Below are 18,722 nucleotides of genomic sequence, written 5' to 3' on the forward strand. Positions count from 1 at the left end.
GCTTTTACCCTATTCGTGATAATTTCAGTAGTTTACGTAAATCCGCGAGTACGTTTTTACCCTCCAGAATCATGGCTTCTTTATCGGTATGGGTTGGGTAGTAAAGCATGACGTTATTCAGCGGATCGATAATAAACAGGGAGTCGGCCGGCAGATCGCTCAGCTGAGCTATTAGCTGTGGTGCCGTTGTGCGGTCGATATTTAAACGCTCAAGATGCGGTTCTGTATTAGCTGCGGCGCCCTGAGCTAAGACAACCGGGGTCACCCGATCCGTATCTTTGCCGACTGCGACATCGATTTGGTTCATTACATAAAGGGTGTTCTGGCAGCGGTTACCGCATTGTTCAGGGGCGACGTAGCCCAGTTTCCAGCCGTTGGGAAGAGCTTCAGTATCGGTTAGTGAAATCGCGTTAGCCAGTAGGGTGCCCTTATTAGTCCCTGCCTGGTACCAATGTTGGTCAAGAATAACCCAGGCAACAATGACAGGTAATAAAAAAGCAACTAAGACAATAATTAATGTGCGTCGTGAGCGATTTAGGGAGCTCATGAGGACTCCTCTTTTTTTTGTTTATTGGTTGTTATAACAGCTATGACAAAAATAATCAGTGCTGCCGTTGCTAAAGTGAACCATTGCAAAGCGTAAGCGTGATGTTTTTCCGCCGGCATAATTTGCGGCTGCCAATTCCGCTGAAAGCCAAACGACGCTTGTGGGTTTAGCAATATCACATAAGGCGCCATCTCGATACCAGTCAGCTCAGTTATCTCTTCAGGTACAAACTGTTGTACCCGACGGGGCCATAAAGTCGACTGTTGTTCGACGACCTGGTCGATAAATACGTTGGCTTCTGGATAGCGAACCAAGCCGGTTACATTAAGTTTCTGAGCCGGCAGTTCGACAGCAGGCAATTGTTGACGAGAAGCAGGGGCGGGTACCCAGCCTAAATTAACAGGCACCGGTGCTTGCAGGCTATCTGCCTGCAGCAGGCCAATGACGTGGTAGCCCGCCTGGCCCTCCTTTAGCTGGTTATCAAGCAAAAAGAATGCTTGCGGGTCAAAGCGGCCGGTAACACTAACAGGCTCAAAACGATCGGGCTGACGCCGTAGCAATGCCAAGTCAACGCGGCTATCTGACTTAAGCTGCTGACCCTGCTGGTAGTCGCTAAACAGTTGCTGTTTTTGCTCCGCCCGCGCCAGCTGCCAGAATCCCAACTTGACCATAACGCTAACTGCAAGCAGAGTAACTGATAGGGCCAAAAGAGGAATTTTTATGTTAGCTATTTTTAAAGTCATTATCGTCGCGCTATTAATTTTTATGGTGTTTAATCTGTTCCGGGCATTATTCGTAATGCTCCGCAACGATCCCAACAAACCACCAATGTCGCGCTATCTGGGCAGGCGAGTCGGTGTTGCAGCCATCGTACTATTACTTCTGATTATTGCCGCCTACAGTGGCCTTTTACCATTAAACCCGCGGCCCTATTAGAACCGCGGGAACCTTGCTACAGAACGTAAACAACAACAAATAAGCAAACCCAGACCACGTCAACAAAATGCCAGTACCAGCTGGTCGCCTGAAACGCAAATTGATTGTCAGGAGAAAAATGACCTTTTAGTACCCGCAGAAACATGACAATCAGCATGATGGTACCCAGGGTCACATGCATACCGTGAAAGCCAGTCAGCAGATAAAAAGTATTTCCGTAAATACCGGAATCCAGGGTTAACCCCAGTTGCTCGTAGGCATGGATATACTCGGCGCCCTGCAGATACAGGAAGATACAGCCCAGCACAACGGTAATACCCAGCATCACAGTCAGCTGTTTACGTTTGTTTTGCTCCAGGCCAACGTGAGCAAAATGACATGTGATCGAACTGGTAACCAGAATAATGGTATTAATGAGTGGTAGCCCGTACCAGCCCATAGCCTGTGTTGTAGTACCGCCGGGTGTTTCAGTCAGCGGCCACTGAGCGACAAATTGTGGCCATAAAACTTCGGCTGTCATTGCATTATTGCTGGCGCCGTCCAACCACGGAATGGCTATAACACGAGCGTAAAAAAGAGCACCGAAAAATGCTGCAAAAAACATGATTTCAGAAAAGATAAACCAGCTCATCCCTTGCTTATAAGAATCAGTCAGCTGGTTGCTGTGCATCCCCTTTACGGACTCATTGATTTGATCACGAAACCACCCAAACAGCATAATGGCCATTACGACCATGCCAATAATCAGTACAGTACTGCCAATGCCGTCCTGCTCGTTAGTCATCTCAATAACGGTTTTACCGGCGCCCCAGGCGATAAGGCCCATTCCAATAGCGCCAATAATAGGCCAGGGGCTGGACGCTGGAACGTAATAACTTTGTTGTTCGGCCATAACGACGTTTCCTTATTTTGATGTTTGTAGCTGAGCCAAAGTCTCAGCCGTCGCGTTGGCTGTCATATCATACAGCGTGTATGACAGTGTTAAGGTCGTAATGTGGTCCGGAATTTCCGGATCCAGGTAAAACTGCATTGGCATTTCAGTATCATCACCCGCAGCAAGAGGCTGCTGGTTAAAACAGAAACACTCAACTTTATTCAAATACAAAGAGGCCTCGGCCGGAGCGACCGAGGGTATTGCCTGAGCAACCATGTCATTGCCGGTAGGGTTACCGGCCAGAAAATTGACTACACGCACCTCACCCGGATGCACTTTGACCTGGTTTACCGAAGGCTCGAAGCGCCAGGGGATGCCCTGTGCATTGCGAGTAATAAACTGCACGTTGACGGTGCGCGACTTATCAACCTCGCTATGCGAAACCACAGCGGCCTCATTTTTGGTCCGGCCGTTAAAGCCGGTGACTTCGCAAAAAACATCGTAAAGCGGCACTAACGCAAAGCCAAAAGCAAACATGCCAGCGACTGTCAGTAGCAGCCGCTTGACAATTTTGCCGTGATCTGGCGCCTGGCGTTCAGATTCGGACATGGTATTACTCCACTTTCGGTGGTTTTTCAAAGGTATGCAGCGGCGCCGGAGAGGGCACAGTCCACTCCAGGCCTTCGGCTCCTTCCCAGGGTTTTGCCGGCGCTTTCTCGCCGCCGCGAACACACTTAATTACCAGCCACAAGAAAATCAGTTGCGATAAGCCAAAGGCAAAACCACCGATACTGGTGATCTGATTAATATCGGCAAATTGCGTGGCGTAATCCGGAATACGACGCGGCATGCCGGCTAAGCCAGCGAAGTGCATTGGGAAAAACAGCACATTGACCGAGATTAACGAAGTCCAGAAATGCAGTTTTGCCAAACCGGTGTCGAACATGTGTCCGGTCCACTTGGGCAACCAGTAATAAGCGGCAGCCATGATGGAGAAAACCGCACCGGATACCAGCACATAATGGAAGTGGGCCACCACAAAGTAGGTATCATGATATTGAAAGTCGACGGGAGTTATCGCCAGCATTAGCCCGGAAAAGCCACCAATAGTAAATAAAATTACAAAGGCGAGGGCAAATAACATGGGCGCTTCGAAGGTCATCGAACCACGCCACATTGTGGCCACCCAGTTAAAGATCTTAACCCCGGTCGGCACGGCAATAAGCAGCGTGCAGTACATAAAGAAGAGTTCAGCGAACAGCGGCATACCGGTCGTAAACATATGATGCGCCCATACCAAAAACGATAATATGGCAATCGAGGCGGTCGCATAAACCATGGATGCATAGCCGAACAGTCGCTTGCGGGCGAAGGCCGGAATAATCGCCGAAATTATGCCAAAAGAAGGCAGAATCATAATGTAAACTTCCGGATGTCCGAAGAACCAGAAAATATGCTGGAACATCACCGGATCGCCGCCACCGGCGGCATCAAAGAAACTGGTGCCAAAGTATTTGTCCGTCAGCACCATAGTGACAGCACCGGCCAGCACCGGCATCACAGCAATTAGTAAGAAGGCCGTAATTAACCAGGTCCAGACAAACAGCGGCATCTTCATGTAATTCATACCAGGCGCGCGCATGTTCATGATGGTAACGATGACGTTGATGGCACCCATAATTGAGGAAATCCCCAATATATGCATGGCAAACACGAACAGTGCGGTCGAATCGTTACTGTAAGTGGTAGAGAGCGGCGCGTAGAAAGTCCAGCCAAAGTTAGGGCCACCGCCTTCCATGAACAAGGTAGATAATAGAATCGCAAAACCAAAAGGCAGGATCCAAAAACTCCAGTTGTTTAGGCGCGGCAATGCCATATCCGGCGCCCCAATCATCATCGGGATCATCCAGTTGGCCAAGCCGGTAAAAGCGGGCATAACGGCACCAAACACCATAATCAGGCCGTGCACTGTGGTCATCTGATTAAAAAAGTCTGGTTCGACTAGCTGCAGGCCGGGCTGGAATAATTCGGCCCGAATAACCATCGCCATGGCACCGCCAACAAAAAACATAATTAAGCTAAACCACAAGTAAAGCGATCCGATTTCTTTGTGGTTTGTGGTAAACAACCAGCGGGTCAGGCCTGACGGCTTATGATCGTGGTGTTCATCGTGATGGATATCGTCCACTACTGTATTCATCACCGTCTCCTTATTGATTCATTGCTGCGTTGATATCAGCAGCTTGTATGGTTTCGCCGGTATCATTACCCCAGGCATTACGTTCGTAGGTGACAACTGCTGCCAGCTCGCGCATCGTCAGTTGTTGGCCGAATGCCTGCATGGCCGTACCCTGGACACCGTTAACGACGATATCGATATGTTCATCACGTTGATCTGGGTCGACGGATACCCCTTCACCGGCTAAAGCTGGGAACGTACCGGGAATGCCCTGGCCTTGACCCTGGTGACAAGCTGCGCAGGTACTGGTGTAAATTTTTTCACCCAAAGCCATCAGCTCATCCATGGACATCTCCATGTCCAGGAGTTCCTGCTCACGCTCTTTGGCTGCCACTTGCTCGCTTTCTGTCTCATTAATCCAGCGTTCGTATTCGGCAGGCTCTTTCGCGATAACCACAATGGGCATGAAACCATGGTCCTTGCCACACAACTCAGCGCACTGGCCACGGTATATGCCGGGTTCATCAATTCGGGTCCAGGCTTCGTTAATAAACCCGGGGTTGGCATCTTTTTTTACCGCAAAGTCCGGTACCCACCAGCTATGGATAACGTCATCGGAAGTCACTAAAAAGCGGATTTTTTGTCCGGTGGGAACAACCAGTGGATTGTCGACTTCTAACAAATAGTTTTCGCTTTTCTTAAATTTATTTTGAATTTGCTCTTGCTGAGTTGCCAGCCGACTAAAAAACTCAACGTCGCGGTCAAAATATTTATAGTGCCATTTCCATTGGGAGCCCGTTACCTGCACGGTAATGTCAGCATCGGAAGTGTCTTCCATGGCTATCAGCGTTGAAGTCGCCGGAATGGCCATGCCAACCAGAATTAAAAAAGGAACAATGGTCCAGGCAATTTCAACCTTCACACTTTCATGAAACTTGGCCGGCTCGCGGCCCTTCGATTTTCGGTGACGAATCATTGAAATGAACATCAGACCAAACACGACTACACCAATGACGCAGCAAATATAAAAAATGGTCATGTGGAGGTCGTAGACACGGTTACTGACTTCAGTGACACCTTGGGTCAGATTAAGGCGGTTTTGGGCTTGTGCAGAAAACCCAAACAACGCCGTTAGTGCCAACAGCGGCTGCATTTTCACGTGACTTCTCCTCTTATTCTTCTTCAAGCCAGCCCAAAAACTGAGCTAGTGAGTGATGAAGAACAAAGAGGTAAGCAGAAAAAGGAACAGCTTCTCCCCAGAAATCGCTTTCCCTACCAACTCTTTGTTGTAATTTTATAGTTATATTAATTTATATAGTTGGGTAGCCCTATTTATTAACGAATTTAGTCGCAAAGATCCACAACAAACGCACCGGTTGTTCAAAAAGTAGTCAAAAATGTAAAAAAAAGGCTGCGAGAGCAGCCTAAACACATTATTGGAGGACTGAGTAGGGGTCAGTGCAGGTGAGTCAATAATGTGTTTTCTTCAAACAGAAAGCTTTTTGTCTGGCTCAGCCGGGTTGCCATTTTTATCCGCTGGCTGAAGCGCGGCGCAATATCATCAAGCCAGCCAATGACGATACTGCTGGTGCCTGATAAAAGCGCTTGTTCTACGGCCCATTGACGCTGCTGAAAATCGTTAGTTCGCAACCAACGAACTCTTTGAGAAGAGATACCAGCCGCCAGTAGCTGGCCGATAAACTCGCGTTGGCCACCCACTACCGTAATCCATTGTTCACTCGGACAGTTCCGGCAACAGTCGATAACTTGTGCCAGTGACGTATCAACCGCCGTTGCGGATGAGTTATTTTGCCCAACGCTTGCTGCAGGACTCTGCCATAAGCCTGGGTGATAGGACTTAGTGATATGCTGAAACTTCATAAGTTAGCTCCATTGCGTATGACGCCGACGGCTAAGCCCTCGATGGCAAATACCTGCCGGGAGAGGTCGACGACAATGGTTGAAAAGTCACTGTTTTCAGGATGCAGTAACACATTTCGGCCTTTTTGTTCAAAGCGCTTTACCGTGACATCGTCTTCTACCCGGGCAACCACAATCTGGCCGTTACGGGCCTGTTCGGTCTTATGAACCGCTAATAAGTCACCGTCTAAAATACCAATGTCACGCATACTCATACCGTTAACTTTAAGCAAAAAGTTTGCCGCAGGATGAAACATACTGTCGTCGACTTTAAAGTGACCCTCGATATGTTCCTGAGCCAGGATAGGGGACCCGGCTGCGACCTGGCCGATTAACGGTAAGCCTTCTTCAATGTCGTAGTCGTCACCAATCAGGCGGATGCCGCGTGACATGCCAGGCAAAATTTCGATAACACCTTTGCGTGCCAGTGCTTTTAAATGTTCCTCTGCAGCATTAGCCGAGCGGAATCCAAGTTTACTGGCTAGTTCAGCCCGGGTAGGCGGCATCCCCGTTGCTTGTAAATTATCTTTAATTAATTCAAGAATTTCTGACTGCCGGGCCGTTAATGGACGCATAGTGTTACCTGTTTATTTGTACAGTATACTGTGAGTATATACAGGTGATTATTTTTCGCAAGCAATTTTCTGCAAGCTTTTTTTAGTCCCGGTGATTATCCTGTATACTGACGTTTTGGTGATGTTTAAAACGCAATGGCGGTAATTATTCGGATGGCGAATCAGAGTTTAGGTTATCTTCTGTTAAAATATCCTCTGCGGTGGATGACGCGGTTTATTTCAATTGCGGATGACGTCGAATCCGAGCAGTCGCCGCTGGGTAGTAAGCCTTTGGTTTACGTGATGCGCTCTACCTCCAAGGCTGACTTTTCAATTCTGCAGCAAGCAGCTGAACGGATGCAGCTACCGGATCCACAAAAGCCCCTGCACATCGATGGTCAGAAATTCCCGCGCGTCATGTTTCTGGAGCAGGCCGAAACAGACTCTTCGCAGCAGGCAATCGCTGAATTTCAGCACTTGCTGCAGGCGCATCAGAGCCAGTCAGACCTGGATGTCCATCTTTGTCCGGTGGGCATTTTCTGGGGCCGCAAGCCGGGCCAGGAAGCCCATGCCGGTAACGCAATGACAGGGGATTTAGACAATCCCGGCCACTTCAGAAAATTTTGGCTGGTGATGTTTTCAGGCCGCCAGGTGTTGTGCCGTTTTTCGCGCACTGTCAGCCTGGGTACCATGGCGCGGCAAAGCGGCAGCGACCTGAAAATAGCGCACAAATTGGCCCGTGTCGCCCGGGTACATTTTGTGCGTATGCGCCATGCGGTTGCCGGACCCAAGCTAAGCGATCGTAACGAGCTGATGCGGACACTGATTGATTCACCGGCGCTTAAAAAGGCCGTAGCGGACGAGCAGCGCAGTAATCGTGTGAGTGCGCCCGAAGCGCGTAAAAAGGCCTTAAGTTACCTAAATGAAATTGCCGCCAATTACAGTGAAACTCTGGTTCGTGTGCTCGACCGGTTAATGACCTGGATGTGGAGCCGCATATATAACGGAATCGACGTTCGTGGTGGCGACCGGGTCAGAAAACTGGCGCAACAAGGCCACGAAATTATCTATGTGCCTTGCCACCGCAGTCACATGGACTACTTATTGCTCAGCTATGTCATCTATAAAGAAGGCCTGGTGCCACCGCATATCGCAGCCGGTGTTAATCTTAACTTTTTCCCGGTTGGTTCTATTTTCCGTCGTGGCGGTGCCTTTTTCATACGCCGCAGCTTTCGGGGTAATAAACTCTACTCTGCGGTGTTCAGGGAATACCTGAGCTGGTTGTTTCAAAAAGGCTACCCGGTTAAGTATTTCACCGAGGGCGGACGCTCCAGGACAGGCCGCTTATTGCCGCCTAAAACGGGTATGCTGGCAATGACCATTCAGGGAATGCTGAGGGGGCAGGAACGTCCCATTTCGTTAGTGCCGGTGTATCTTGGTTATGAGCATGTCATGGAAGTGAGCACCTACTTAAAAGAATTGAAAGGCAAGAGCAAAGAAAAAGAATCTATGTGGCAGGTATTGGGCTCAGTTCGCAACCTGAAGAACTTTGGTCAGGGTTATGTGACCTTTGGTAACCCCATTGACTTAAAAGACTTTCTGGACCATCAAGTAGACGACTGGCAACGTTCGGTAACCCGCGGCGCAGAAGAACCGGAGCGACCGGGCTGGTTAAACCCGGTGGTCAGCAAATTGGCTGAGGGCGTGATGCGTGGAATTAACGATGCCGCGGCGGCTAACAGTGTTAATCTGACGGCTTTGGCATTATTGAGCTCGGAGCACCATGCATTAACGCGCGAAGAGTTATTGTTGCAGCTTGAAGTGTACTTAGGTTTACTGCAGCAGGTGCCTTACAGCAAACAGGTCAATGCGCCGCAGTGCAGCGCCGAAACACTCTGGCAGCAAGCCAGTCGGACGAAGAAGTTCACTGTCGCCGATGACACCATGGGGCAGGTGGTATCGCTGGAAAAAGCCAACGCTATTGCCATGACCTACTACCGAAATAATATTCTGCATCTGATGATTATTCCCGGTCTGGTGGCAACGGTCATGATTGCGAAAAAACAGCAAACCCATGCCCAGCTTGTCGAGCAGGTGGCGCAGGTTTATCCGATGCTGCAGGCTGAATTATTTCTTTCCCATGAGTTGAGTGATGTTGATTTATGGGTTGCTGCGATCCTGGAAGAGCTGGAGCGTCAGCAGTTGATCAGCCAGCCTGAGCCACTTCATTATCAAATGGTTTCGCGCGAATCGCCGCAGTGGTTGCAGTTACAGCTACTGGCGCGAAGTGCCAGTGAAACGTTACAGCGCTATAGCATCGTGCTGGAGTTGCTGCAGCAGGCAGAGCCGATTCAGCGAGCGGACCTCGAGCGTCACTCTATTACCCTGGCGGAGCGGCTGAGTTCGATTCACGGGATTAACGCGCCGGAATTTTACGATAAAAAAGTCATGAGCACCTTTATCGGTAGTCTCAAATCGCAGCAGTTATTGCAGGTAAATGATGACGGTCAGCAAATTGCTGCACCGCAAATCGGACCTTTAAGTGACGCCATTGATGCACTTATCGACCCGCCTGTGTTACAGACTATCCGGCAATCAGTTCAGCAGTTACTGGTTGAGACGAAATCATAAAAACCAGTAGTGCCAGGCCAGACCAAGAGCAAAAGTCATACCGACGTAGTGATTATGCAAAAAGGCCTGGAAACAGCGAGCTGGCTCTCGCTCTTTAATCAGTTGTTGCTGATAACCAAATAGTACGACGATGACAACAAGGCTAAGCAGCAGCGGCCAGCTCCAGTTAAATAGCCAGGCTACATAGCTCAGTAACAGCACGGTCAGTATTTGCAGTAGTCCAATCACTGCCCGGTCGTAGCGACCAAATAAAATTGCCGTACTGCGGATGCCGATATTGATGTCGTCGTCGCGGTCGGCCATCGCGTACTCAGTGTCGTACATAACCGTCCATATTAGGTTAGTGACAAATAATACCCCGGCGATAAACCACTGGTCAGATTGCTGGGAAGTAAATGCCATTAGAATACCAAAGCTGAAGGCTACCCCCAGCACCACTTGCGGCAGGTGTGTCCAGCGCTTACAAAACGGGTATAAGGCAGCAATGCCTACGGCGAGAAACGCTAACATGACCGTTTCGGTGTTTAGCTGCAAAACCACAATAAATGCAGCAAAAAGTAAACCGGTAAAAACTGCCAGCGCCTCGGCCGCAGTGACTTCGCCGGCCGGAATAGGCCGCTGGCGGGTGCGGCTGACATGGCCGTCGAGGTTACGGTCGGCGAAATCGTTAATCACACAGCCAGCCGAGCGCATGAAGAATGTCCCCAGCATAAATAAAGTAAATAACTTAAGTGAAGGCTCACCGTCACCGGCTATCAGCAGCGCCCAAATAGTTGGCCATGCCAACAGGTAAGTACCAATGGGTCGATCGGCGCGCATTAAACGCCAGTAAGCTTGTAATTTATTCATCAGCTCAACACTCCGCATAAAAAGGCAGCGGGGATAAAAAGAATTCACTGACCAGAACCCGCTGACCGGAGGTAAAAAACAGGCTCCGGCGGCCCCAAAGCTCGGTTTGTTTATGGTGCAGTGCTGTATTCAGTTTAGCGATTGGGTGGTGTTTTTCCAGCTGGGTGAGCTGAAATGGACTGCGCAGTAAGTCGGCCTGATCAAACAATGACTGCCCTAGTGAACGGCTGCCCATGGCCGATAAATTCAGGTTTTCATCGGTTAAGGCCGATAACGGGAAAATACTGCGGGCGAATACCCAGGGTTGATGGTCACAGTACAGCATCACTTCACGCACTGTGGCTGCAAAGGGTGTATCGACATGGTGCTGTTGAAACAGCTCAAACTCACTGTCGAATACCGTAGCAGGTTGTTGACCAATTAATTTAACGGAAAACTGGTTGCTGTGTTTTTTTAGCTTTTGCGTTAACGAGCCTTCTTCCAGTAACCAGGGTTTGGCGCTGGCCGGAACAGCAACAGCATCAGCGTTGGTCCACCGGCAAGGGTGGGCAAGAGGAAACTCTAAAGTCATAATAGTTGGGTCTTAAAGACGATAACGCTATGATAACAGAGCTTGCGGGAGTTAACAGTATTACCAATAAGGACACGAGGCGGCAATGAATAAGAAACTCTTACTGATAGCGCTGACATTATTCGCTTTGTGTGGCTTCCCTGCACAAGCTCAGAGCAGCGTTTCCTATTATGGTTTTGAACCGGACATAACCACCAACTTTATCAAGGACGGTAGCGATTACAGGCTAGGTTTTATTCGTGTGGCCGTCGAAGTTATGGTGCCGAACAGTGATTATGTCAGTGTGGTAGAGCATCATGCCCCTTTATTGCGGGATGCTTTTATTCACATTTTAAGTACGGCTTCGGAGCGCGAAATCAAAACGATGACGGGTCGTGATCAATTGCGCTTGAGGGCCCTGGAGAAAGCGCAGCAGATTATGCGCGAAGAAACCGGCAACCCGGTGATAAAAGAAGTGTTATTTACTAAGTATCTTTATCAGTGACGGTGTAACCTGGGATTTAGTAAACGCACAATAAAACCTGCCAGGCAGCCCGATAACAAGCCGGTTAAGTGGGCTTCATTGGCGATATTAACCCATAAAACATCGGTATAACCCAGGATTAGCCAGCCGACCATAAACACAATCAGCCCGGGCGGTAGCCAAAGCGGTGTTTTTCTGCCCCAGCTGTACAGCCAGCAAAAACCCAGCAGGCCATAAACTACACCGGATAGGCCACCAAAGTTGGGACCGCTGAATAAATATTGCAAAACGTTAGCACTGACGCCACTAAAAAACAGCACGGCCAGCAGCCAGGAACTACCCAGTGAACGCTCGATACGGCCACCCAGGTACCACCACCAGAATACGTTAAATACCAGGTGCATTAACGAAAAGTGCAATAGCACCGGGGTAACAAAACGCCAGGGCTGGGTAAAAGGCAGCGTGTTATAAACATGGCTGATGCGCAGTGCACTGAGTACCGCTTCCGGAGCCATTTGCAGGGCCAGGTATACCAGCACGGCCAGAGCAGCGATGCTACGTGTCAGCCAGCCGCTGCTGTGCAGAAAGTTGCGGCGTAAGGAGCCGGACTGACTGCCCGGCGAACCGGGCGCTGTCGCCTGCAACCGCTCAGGATTATTTTTGTAATCCGTAATCAGCTGCCTGGCAGCAGCCTCATAAGCATTTTGATGCAGCCACAGCTCCAACTTGTCGCCTTGCTCATTAACGCTTACCGGCATACGGTGTTGGCGCAAATACTGATAAACCTTAGCCATAAAGTCCGGGTCATCGCTAACCAGCAAGCGCCGCATAATGGTTTAACTCCGCTCAACGTCGTCAGGGAAGCGGGCTTGCCAGCCGGTAAATCCACCCTGCAAACTATAGACAATACTAAAGCCTTGCTGCTGTAAAACATCGGCCGCCGGCTGGCTGCTGATGCCATGGTAGCAAACCACCACAACCGGGGTTTCGGCCGGAGTTTGCTGCACAAAGGCCGCAACATTGTCGTTATTTAACGGGCGGGAGCCAGGAATATGGCCTGTTGCAAACGATTGGCTATCGCGAATATCGACGAAGACCGGTTGTTGATCAAGCTGCTGCCATTGCTGATAGGCATCGGTTAAACTGATCTCCTGCGCCATTGTGTTAGTCCCAGTTCAGTATGATTTTGCCGGATTGACCGCTGGTCATGGTTTCAAAGCCTTTTTCATACTCATCAACGGGCAGTTGGTGGGTCAGGATAGGCGAAATATCCAGTCCGGACTGCAGCAAACTGGCCATTTTGTACCAGGTTTCAAACATTTCGCGGCCGTAGATACCTTTAATGACTAAACCTTTGAAAATGACTTCGTTCCAGTCGATGGCAACATTTTCAGGAGGAATACCCAGCATCGCAATTTTGCCACCGTGATTGATGGATTTAAGCATTTGTGAAAAGGCCGACGGCACACCAGACATCTCCAGACCAACATCAAAGCCTTCTTTCATGTTCAGCTCCTGCATCACATCGCTGAGGCTTTCTTCTGCTACATTAACGGCCCGGGTTACGCCCATTTTACGCGCCAAATCCAGTCGATATTCGTTAACGTCCGTAATAACGATATGTCGCGCGCCAACATGTCGGGCCACCGCGGCTGCCATAATTCCAATTGGACCTGCACCGGTGATTAACACATCTTCACCCACTAAATCGAAGGCCAGGGCTGTGTGGACGGCGTTACCTAAAGGATCCATAACGGCCGCCATGTCATCACTGACATCATCGGGCAGTTTAAAGGCATTTTCAGCCGGGATAACCAGATATTCAGCAAAAGCTCCCGGCCGATTAACACCTACGCCATATGTGTTACGGCACAGGTGCCGGCGACCGGCTCTGCAGTTACGGCAATGGCCACACGTGATGTGACCTTCGCCGGATACCCGATCGCCGATATCAAAGCCACGAACGCCTTCGCCCATGGCTGCCACCTCACCGACATACTCATGGCCAACGACCATAGGCACAGGAATGGTTTTTTGCGCCCAGTCGTCCCACTTGTAAATGTGTACGTCGGTGCCACAAATGGCGGTCTTTTTAATTTTTATCAGAATATCGTTATAACCGTAGTCGGGCTTATCGACGTCGGTCATCCAGATTCCGGGCTTAGCATGCAGTTTAGACAGCGCTTTCATAATAACTCCTTACTCCCGGCAATTTAAATAATGCCGAGATCTTTACCAATTCGGGTAAATGCTTCGATAGTGCGGTCCAGCTGCTGACGAGAATGGGCAGCTGACATTTGTGTGCGTATTCTTGCTTTGCCTTTAGGTACCACGGGAAATGAAAAACCGATCACATAAATGCCTTCTTCCAGCAATCGGTCAGCCATTTCCGAAGCCTGGCGGGCGTCCCCAATCATGACCGGAATAATGGCATGATCGGCACCGCTTAAGGTAAAGCCGGCCGCTGTCATTTGCTGGCGAAAATATTCTGCGTTTTGCCACAATTTTTTACGTAACTCGTGTCCCTCGGCCAGCATATCCAGGACTTTAATTGAAGCCTGTACAATTGCCGGAGCAACTGAATTAGAAAACAAATAGGGGCGTGAGCGCTGGCGTAGCCACTCGATAACCTCTTTTTTACCCGCAGTATAACCGCCGGAGGATCCGCCCAGAGCCTTACCTAACGTGCCGGTGATGATATCAACGCGGTCCATTACGTCGCAGTACTCATGGGTACCTTTACCGTTCTCACCGAGGAAGCCGGTGGCATGGCAGTCATCAATCATAACCAGTGCGTCGTACTTATCGGCTAAATCGCAAATGCCTTTTAAGTCGGCAATCACGCCGTCCATTGAAAACACACCATCAGTCGCGATCAGCTTAAAGCGGGCGCCATCGGCATCGGCTTGTTTAAGTTGCTCTTCAAGGCTGGCCAGATCATTGTTTTTATAACGGTAGCGTTTCGCCTTACTCAAGCGAACGCCGTCAATGATGCTGGCATGGTTCAGCTCATCGCTGATAATGGCATCCTCGGGGCTCATGATGGTTTCGAATAAGCCCCCATTGGCATCAAAACACGAGGAATACAAAATTGTATCTTCGGTGCCTAAAAACTCGCTTAATTTGTGCTCGAGTGTTTTATGAATATCCTGGGTGCCACAGATAAATCGCACCGACGCAGTGCCGAAGCCGTGCTCGTCAAGGCCCTGTTTGGCAGCATTGATTAAGTCAGGGTGGTTGGCTAATCCCAGGTAGTTATTGGCGCAAAAGTTAAGAACCTGTTCGCCGTTAACGGTAATTTCTGAACTTTGATCGGAAGTAATGACCCGTTCTTTTTTGTACAGGCCTTCGCTGCGCGTGGCTTCCAGTTGGTCATTAAGCTGTTGGTAAAAAGCGGAATTCATGGGTGCTCCATATCGTTTGGTTTGATAGTGGCAAATGTATCGTTCATTTTACTCAGGTTAGAGCCTGGCCGCATCCTTATTTTGAATTTAGCGTTTGAGTCGGGCGTTCAATAAGGTGTACTCTTTACCCATTAGTTTAGCAATGACCTCAGCATAAGGGCCAGCCATGCACACAAAAGCCATTTATCCAGGGACTTTCGATCCGGTTACTAATGGTCACTATGATTTAATTGAACGTGCTGCCAACTTGTTTCATAAAGTGATCGTCGGAGTAGCGGAAAGCCCCAGTAAGAAACCCATATTTACTTTGCAGGAGCGAGTCGTGTTAGCTCAGCAGGTCACTGATGGCCTGCCTAATGTGTCGGTGGTGGGTTTTTCCGGCTTGCTGGTTAATTTTGCCAAGGATCAGCAAGCTACCGTGTTGTTAAGGGGGTTGCGGGCAGTATCTGATTTTGAATATGAATTTCAGCTGGCCAACATGAATCGTCGGCTGCATCCTGAGCTGGAAAGCGTTTTCTTAACGCCTGCGGAGGAAAACTCATTTATTTCCTCAACCCTTGTTAAAGAGGTAGCCTTACATGGCGGTGATGTTAGCGGCTTTACCGATCCACGGGTGGCCTCAGCGCTGATTGAAAAATTCCGAGGCCGACATTAAAACGCTGTATTAATAAACACCAGCGCCATTAAAACAGGACAGACATAGCGCAAATGCCAGCGCAATGCTGTTAGCCAGAAACTTTGCTGAGCAATAAGGCGCAAGTGATTAGTACGCCGCCATAGCCAGCCAACAACCAACAAATAGAAAATACCGGAAAGGGGTAACTGAAATTGTGTTACGGCGGTAACAACCCAGCCAAATAAGGGATCAAAGAAAAGCACCAGGCTAAACGACAGCACGGCGATAGTGGCCAGGGCCGTCATTGTCGCATTCTTGCGGCTGAGGTTTTTCTCCTCCAGTAGATAGGAAACCGGCACTTCCGCCTGTGCTATCGTCGAGGTTAAAGCCGCGATACTCAGTAAGATAAAGAACGCAAAACCAACCAGCGGGCCGACCACGCCCATACTGTTAAACAGTTCCGGTAAAATGGCAAAAATCAGCTGTCCTTCACCAATCAGCTCATCGCCGTTGGATACGTTGACACCTAACTCAATGCCGACGTACAAGGCCGGAATGATCAGTAAACCGGCCAAAAATGCTATGCTGGTATCAAGAGCGGCGACTGACAAACTCAGCCGGCCCAGCTTCGCTTTTGGCGATAGGTAAGAGCCATAAATCATCATGCCGCCCAGGCCAATAGACAACGAGAAGAAGGCCTGACCCATGGCGGCCAGATAAATTTCCGGATCACTGAGTTGCGAAAATCGCGGTACCAGGTATGCCTGAAAACCATCGCTGGCGCCGGCCAGTGAGCCCATGTAAACAATTAGCCCCAGCAGCAGCAGAACCAGCGTTGGCATTAACCGTTTTGACCATCGCTCGATGCCGTACTCAACGCCCTGCAGCACCACCCAGCCGGTGGTCACTAAAAACAGTGCTGTGAAGCCTAAATCCCGGGTCATTGATCCGGTAAACAAAAAGTCAGCGACAGCACTCAGACCGAGTAGGGTGGCAATATAGCCTAAAGCGTGAACCAGCATCCAACCGGCAACGATATGATAAAAGCTCAGCATTAAGCACGAGCCAATCACATTTAAAAAACCGATACCGGCGCCCAGTGACTGGGTACCCGCCTGACTTAAACGGGCCAGAGAACGAACGGGGTTAGCGCGGCCGTGGTGGCCAATCAGCATTTCACTGTAGAGGGCCGGGATGGCCAGCACAAAGATGACTACCAGATAAACCAGTAAAAAAGCACCGCCACCGTGATTAGCAACCTGGGTGGGGAAACCCCAGATATTACCTAGGCCTACGGCTGAACCGGCAGCTGCAAGAATAAAACCTAACCGACTGTGAAATGACTCGCGCATAAAAAATTACTTACTGATTACGAAAAATACTGGCCAAGCGCGCATTCTAACGGACTGAGAGAATTTTGCCCTATCTTTTTTTACCGTGAAACGGTAACATTCGCGTCCGAATTTTAATCAAAACAGTGCTGTTTGGACGCCGATAGTAGCGCTGTTCATTTGCTTTTACGCTAAAGACCGTATTTTCAGGAGCCTTACGTCATGCCAAATTTGGATTTGAGCCGCTATGGCATCAGCAACGTCCAGGAGATTGTCCACAACCCGTCTTATGATGTACTTTTCGCCGAAGAGACACGTGATGACTTACACGGGTTTGAAAAGGGAGTAACGACTGATTTAGGAGCCGTTGCCGTAGACACCGGAATTTTTACCGGGCGCTCACCCAAAGATAAATACATTGTGCGTGATGACGTGACAAAAGACACTGTCTGGTGGTCCGATCAAGGCAAAAACGATAACAAAGCCATGTCTCAGGATACCTGGGACAGTCTTAAAGGGCTGGTTACCGGGCAATTGTCGAATAAGCGCCTGTTTGTTGTCGATACCTACTGTGGTGCTAACCCGGACAGCCGGCTGGCAGTGCGCTTTATCACCGAAGTGGCATGGCAGGCACACTTCGTTAAAAACATGTTTATCCGGCCGACAGCGGAAGAGCTGGACAGTTTTGAGCCTGATTTTGTGGTGATGAACGGAGCTAAGTGCATTAACCCGGACTGGCAAGAGCAGCAACTGAATTCAGAAAACTTTGTTGCTTTTAACCTAACCGAGAAAATTCAGTTAATTGGCGGCACCTGGTATGGCGGCGAGATGAAAAAAGGTATGTTCTCGATGATGAACTACTTTTTGCCGCTGCAGGGTATCGCTTCAATGCACTGCTCTGCAAATGTCGGTGAAGAAGGAGACGTTGCGGTCTTTTTCGGCTTATCCGGAACTGGTAAAACAACCTTGTCGACTGATCCGAAACGCGCTCTGATCGGAGACGATGAGCACGGCTGGGACGATGATGGCGTCTTTAACTTTGAAGGTGGTTGTTACGCCAAGACGATTAACTTATCAAAAGAAGCTGAACCGGATATTTATAATGCCATCCGTCGTGATGCATTACTTGAAAACGTCACCGTACGGGATGATGGTCGTGTCGATTTTGATGATAATTCAAAAACCGAGAATACCCGCGTATCTTATCCGATTTATCATATCGATAATATCGTTAAGCCAGTGTCCAAAGCAGGCCATGCGAAGAAAGTTATTTTCCTGACCGCTGATGCCTTTGGCGTGTTACCGCCGGTTTCGAAGCTGACGAAAGAACAGGCTCAATACCACTTTTTGTCAGGTTTTACTGCTAAGTTGGCGGGTACCGAACGTGGTGTAACCGAGCCAACTCCAACCTTTTCCAGCTGTTTTGGGGCTGCATTTTTAACCCTGCACCCGACTCAGTATGCTGAAGTGCTGGTAAAAAGAATGGAAGCGGCCGGCGCCGATGCGTACCTGGTTAACACCGGCTGGAACGGTACGGGTAAGCGTATCTCGATTAAAGCAACGCGCGCCATCATTGATGCCATTTTAGATGGTTCCATTGACGACGCTGATTTTGTTCAGTTGCCGTACTTCAATTTGGCTATGCCAACGACATTGTCCGGAGTCGAAGACACCGATATTCTGGATCCGCGTAATACCTACGAAGATACCCAGGAATGGGAGGTTCGCGCGCAGGACTTAGCTCAGCGCTTTGTGGCTAACTTCGAGAAATTTACTGATACCGATAATGGCCAGAGTTTAGTTGCTGCCGGACCGCAGCTGTAAATAAACAAATTGTGGTTTAAAAA

At 49.3% G+C, this 18,722-nt stretch carries 20 protein-coding genes; 5 read left to right on the forward strand and 15 right to left on the reverse strand.

Annotation, left to right across the window (positions count from 1 at the left end; genetic code table 11):
* Positions 1-4: 4 nt before the first annotated feature.
* Positions 5-547: a hypothetical protein gene (locus LG288_RS01070; protein ID WP_404401176.1), complete on the reverse strand. Its 543-nt coding sequence runs from the start codon at positions 545-547 to the stop codon at positions 5-7.
* Positions 544-1,218: an SURF1 family protein gene (locus tag LG288_RS01075; protein WP_404401178.1), complete on the reverse strand. Its 675-nt coding sequence runs from the start codon at positions 1,216-1,218 to the stop codon at positions 544-546. The genes LG288_RS01070 and LG288_RS01075 overlap by 4 nt, the downstream gene beginning before the upstream one ends.
* 49 nt (positions 1,219-1,267) lie before the next feature.
* On the opposite strand from LG288_RS01075, the gene LG288_RS01080 reads away from it, so the two are divergent.
* On the forward strand, positions 1,268-1,483 hold the full coding sequence (locus tag LG288_RS01080; RefSeq protein WP_404401180.1) for a DUF2909 domain-containing protein: 216 nt from the start codon (positions 1,268-1,270) through the stop codon (positions 1,481-1,483).
* Between the two features lie 16 nt (positions 1,484-1,499).
* Here the strand turns inward: LG288_RS01080 and LG288_RS01085 are convergent, their stop codons facing one another.
* From LG288_RS01085 to lexA, 6 genes are all read right to left on the reverse strand, one after another.
* Entirely contained in the window at positions 1,500-2,375 is an 876-nt protein-coding gene (locus LG288_RS01085) for a cytochrome c oxidase subunit 3 (protein ID WP_404401182.1), read from the reverse strand.
* Between the two features lie 12 nt (positions 2,376-2,387).
* Positions 2,388-2,966 carry a cytochrome c oxidase assembly protein gene (locus LG288_RS01090; protein ID WP_404401184.1) on the reverse strand — a complete coding sequence of 193 codons (579 nt, stop codon included), beginning with the start codon at positions 2,964-2,966 and terminating at the stop codon, positions 2,388-2,390.
* 4 nt (positions 2,967-2,970) lie between these two features.
* Entirely contained in the window at positions 2,971-4,557 is a 1,587-nt protein-coding gene (ctaD, locus tag LG288_RS01095; RefSeq protein WP_404401186.1) for a cytochrome c oxidase subunit I, read from the reverse strand.
* A 10-nt stretch (positions 4,558-4,567) separates the two neighbouring features.
* Entirely contained in the window at positions 4,568-5,689 is a 1,122-nt protein-coding gene (gene coxB / locus LG288_RS01100; protein WP_404403115.1) for a cytochrome c oxidase subunit II, read from the reverse strand.
* Positions 5,690-5,991: 302 nt separating this feature from the next.
* On the reverse strand, positions 5,992-6,417 hold the full coding sequence (locus tag LG288_RS01105) for an SOS-response cell division inhibitor (RefSeq protein ID WP_404401188.1): 426 nt from the start codon (positions 6,415-6,417) through the stop codon (positions 5,992-5,994).
* On the reverse strand, positions 6,414-7,031 hold the full coding sequence (gene lexA / locus LG288_RS01110; protein ID WP_404401190.1) for a transcriptional repressor LexA: 618 nt from the start codon (positions 7,029-7,031) through the stop codon (positions 6,414-6,416). The genes LG288_RS01105 and lexA overlap by 4 nt, the downstream gene beginning before the upstream one ends.
* Before the next feature lie 135 nt (positions 7,032-7,166).
* Between lexA and plsB the strand changes: the two genes are divergently transcribed.
* Entirely contained in the window at positions 7,167-9,641 is a 2,475-nt protein-coding gene (gene plsB, locus LG288_RS01115; protein ID WP_404401192.1) for a glycerol-3-phosphate 1-O-acyltransferase PlsB, read from the forward strand.
* On the opposite strand, the gene ubiA is transcribed toward plsB, so the two are convergent.
* Both ubiA and LG288_RS01125 read right to left on the reverse strand, forming a co-directional pair.
* Positions 9,636-10,490, reverse strand: a complete 855-nt coding sequence (ubiA, locus tag LG288_RS01120) for a 4-hydroxybenzoate octaprenyltransferase (RefSeq protein ID WP_404401194.1) — start codon at positions 10,488-10,490, stop codon at positions 9,636-9,638. The genes plsB and ubiA overlap by 6 nt on opposite strands.
* A gap of 4 nt (positions 10,491-10,494) precedes the next feature.
* A complete protein-coding gene (locus LG288_RS01125; RefSeq protein WP_404401196.1) occupies positions 10,495-11,061 on the reverse strand; it encodes a chorismate--pyruvate lyase family protein in 567 nt (188 codons plus the stop codon).
* An 85-nt stretch (positions 11,062-11,146) separates the two neighbouring features.
* Here LG288_RS01125 and LG288_RS01130 point away from each other — a divergent pair, with 85 nt between their 5' ends.
* Complete coding sequence (locus LG288_RS01130) at positions 11,147-11,545, forward strand: flagellar basal body-associated protein FliL (RefSeq protein WP_404401198.1); 399 nt, start codon at positions 11,147-11,149, stop codon at positions 11,543-11,545.
* On the opposite strand, the gene LG288_RS01135 is transcribed toward LG288_RS01130, so the two are convergent.
* The 4 genes from LG288_RS01135 to LG288_RS01150 are packed head-to-tail and all read right to left on the reverse strand — an operon-like array spanning position 11,539 to position 14,928.
* Positions 11,539-12,354, reverse strand: a complete 816-nt coding sequence (locus LG288_RS01135; RefSeq protein ID WP_404401200.1) for a rhomboid family intramembrane serine protease — start codon at positions 12,352-12,354, stop codon at positions 11,539-11,541. The two genes, LG288_RS01130 and LG288_RS01135, sit on opposite strands and share 7 nt — an antisense overlap.
* 6 nt (positions 12,355-12,360) lie before the next feature.
* Complete coding sequence (glpE, locus tag LG288_RS01140; RefSeq protein ID WP_404401201.1) at positions 12,361-12,684, reverse strand: thiosulfate sulfurtransferase GlpE; 324 nt, start codon at positions 12,682-12,684, stop codon at positions 12,361-12,363.
* 4 nt (positions 12,685-12,688) lie between these two features.
* Positions 12,689-13,714: an L-threonine 3-dehydrogenase gene (gene tdh, locus LG288_RS01145; RefSeq protein WP_404401203.1), complete on the reverse strand. Its 1,026-nt coding sequence runs from the start codon at positions 13,712-13,714 to the stop codon at positions 12,689-12,691.
* A gap of 23 nt (positions 13,715-13,737) precedes the next feature.
* Positions 13,738-14,928, reverse strand: a complete 1,191-nt coding sequence (locus tag LG288_RS01150) for a glycine C-acetyltransferase (protein WP_404401205.1) — start codon at positions 14,926-14,928, stop codon at positions 13,738-13,740.
* A 166-nt stretch (positions 14,929-15,094) separates the two neighbouring features.
* Here LG288_RS01150 and coaD point away from each other — a divergent pair, with 166 nt between their 5' ends.
* Positions 15,095-15,583, forward strand: coding sequence for a pantetheine-phosphate adenylyltransferase (gene coaD, locus LG288_RS01155; RefSeq protein WP_404401207.1), 489 nt, complete (start codon positions 15,095-15,097; stop codon positions 15,581-15,583).
* Here the strand turns inward: coaD and LG288_RS01160 are convergent.
* Positions 15,580-16,896: a sodium-dependent transporter gene (locus LG288_RS01160; RefSeq protein ID WP_404401209.1), complete on the reverse strand. Its 1,317-nt coding sequence runs from the start codon at positions 16,894-16,896 to the stop codon at positions 15,580-15,582. The two genes, coaD and LG288_RS01160, sit on opposite strands and share 4 nt — an antisense overlap.
* Before the next feature lie 201 nt (positions 16,897-17,097).
* Between LG288_RS01160 and pckA the strand changes: the two genes are divergently transcribed.
* Positions 17,098-18,699, forward strand: coding sequence for a phosphoenolpyruvate carboxykinase (ATP) (gene pckA, locus LG288_RS01165; RefSeq protein WP_404401210.1), 1,602 nt, complete (start codon positions 17,098-17,100; stop codon positions 18,697-18,699).
* Positions 18,700-18,722: the final 23 nt, after the last annotated feature.

The sequence above is a fragment of the Idiomarina seosinensis genome, from assembly GCF_044797955.1.
In the GTDB taxonomy this organism is placed as follows: domain Bacteria; phylum Pseudomonadota; class Gammaproteobacteria; order Enterobacterales; family Alteromonadaceae; genus Idiomarina; species Idiomarina seosinensis_A.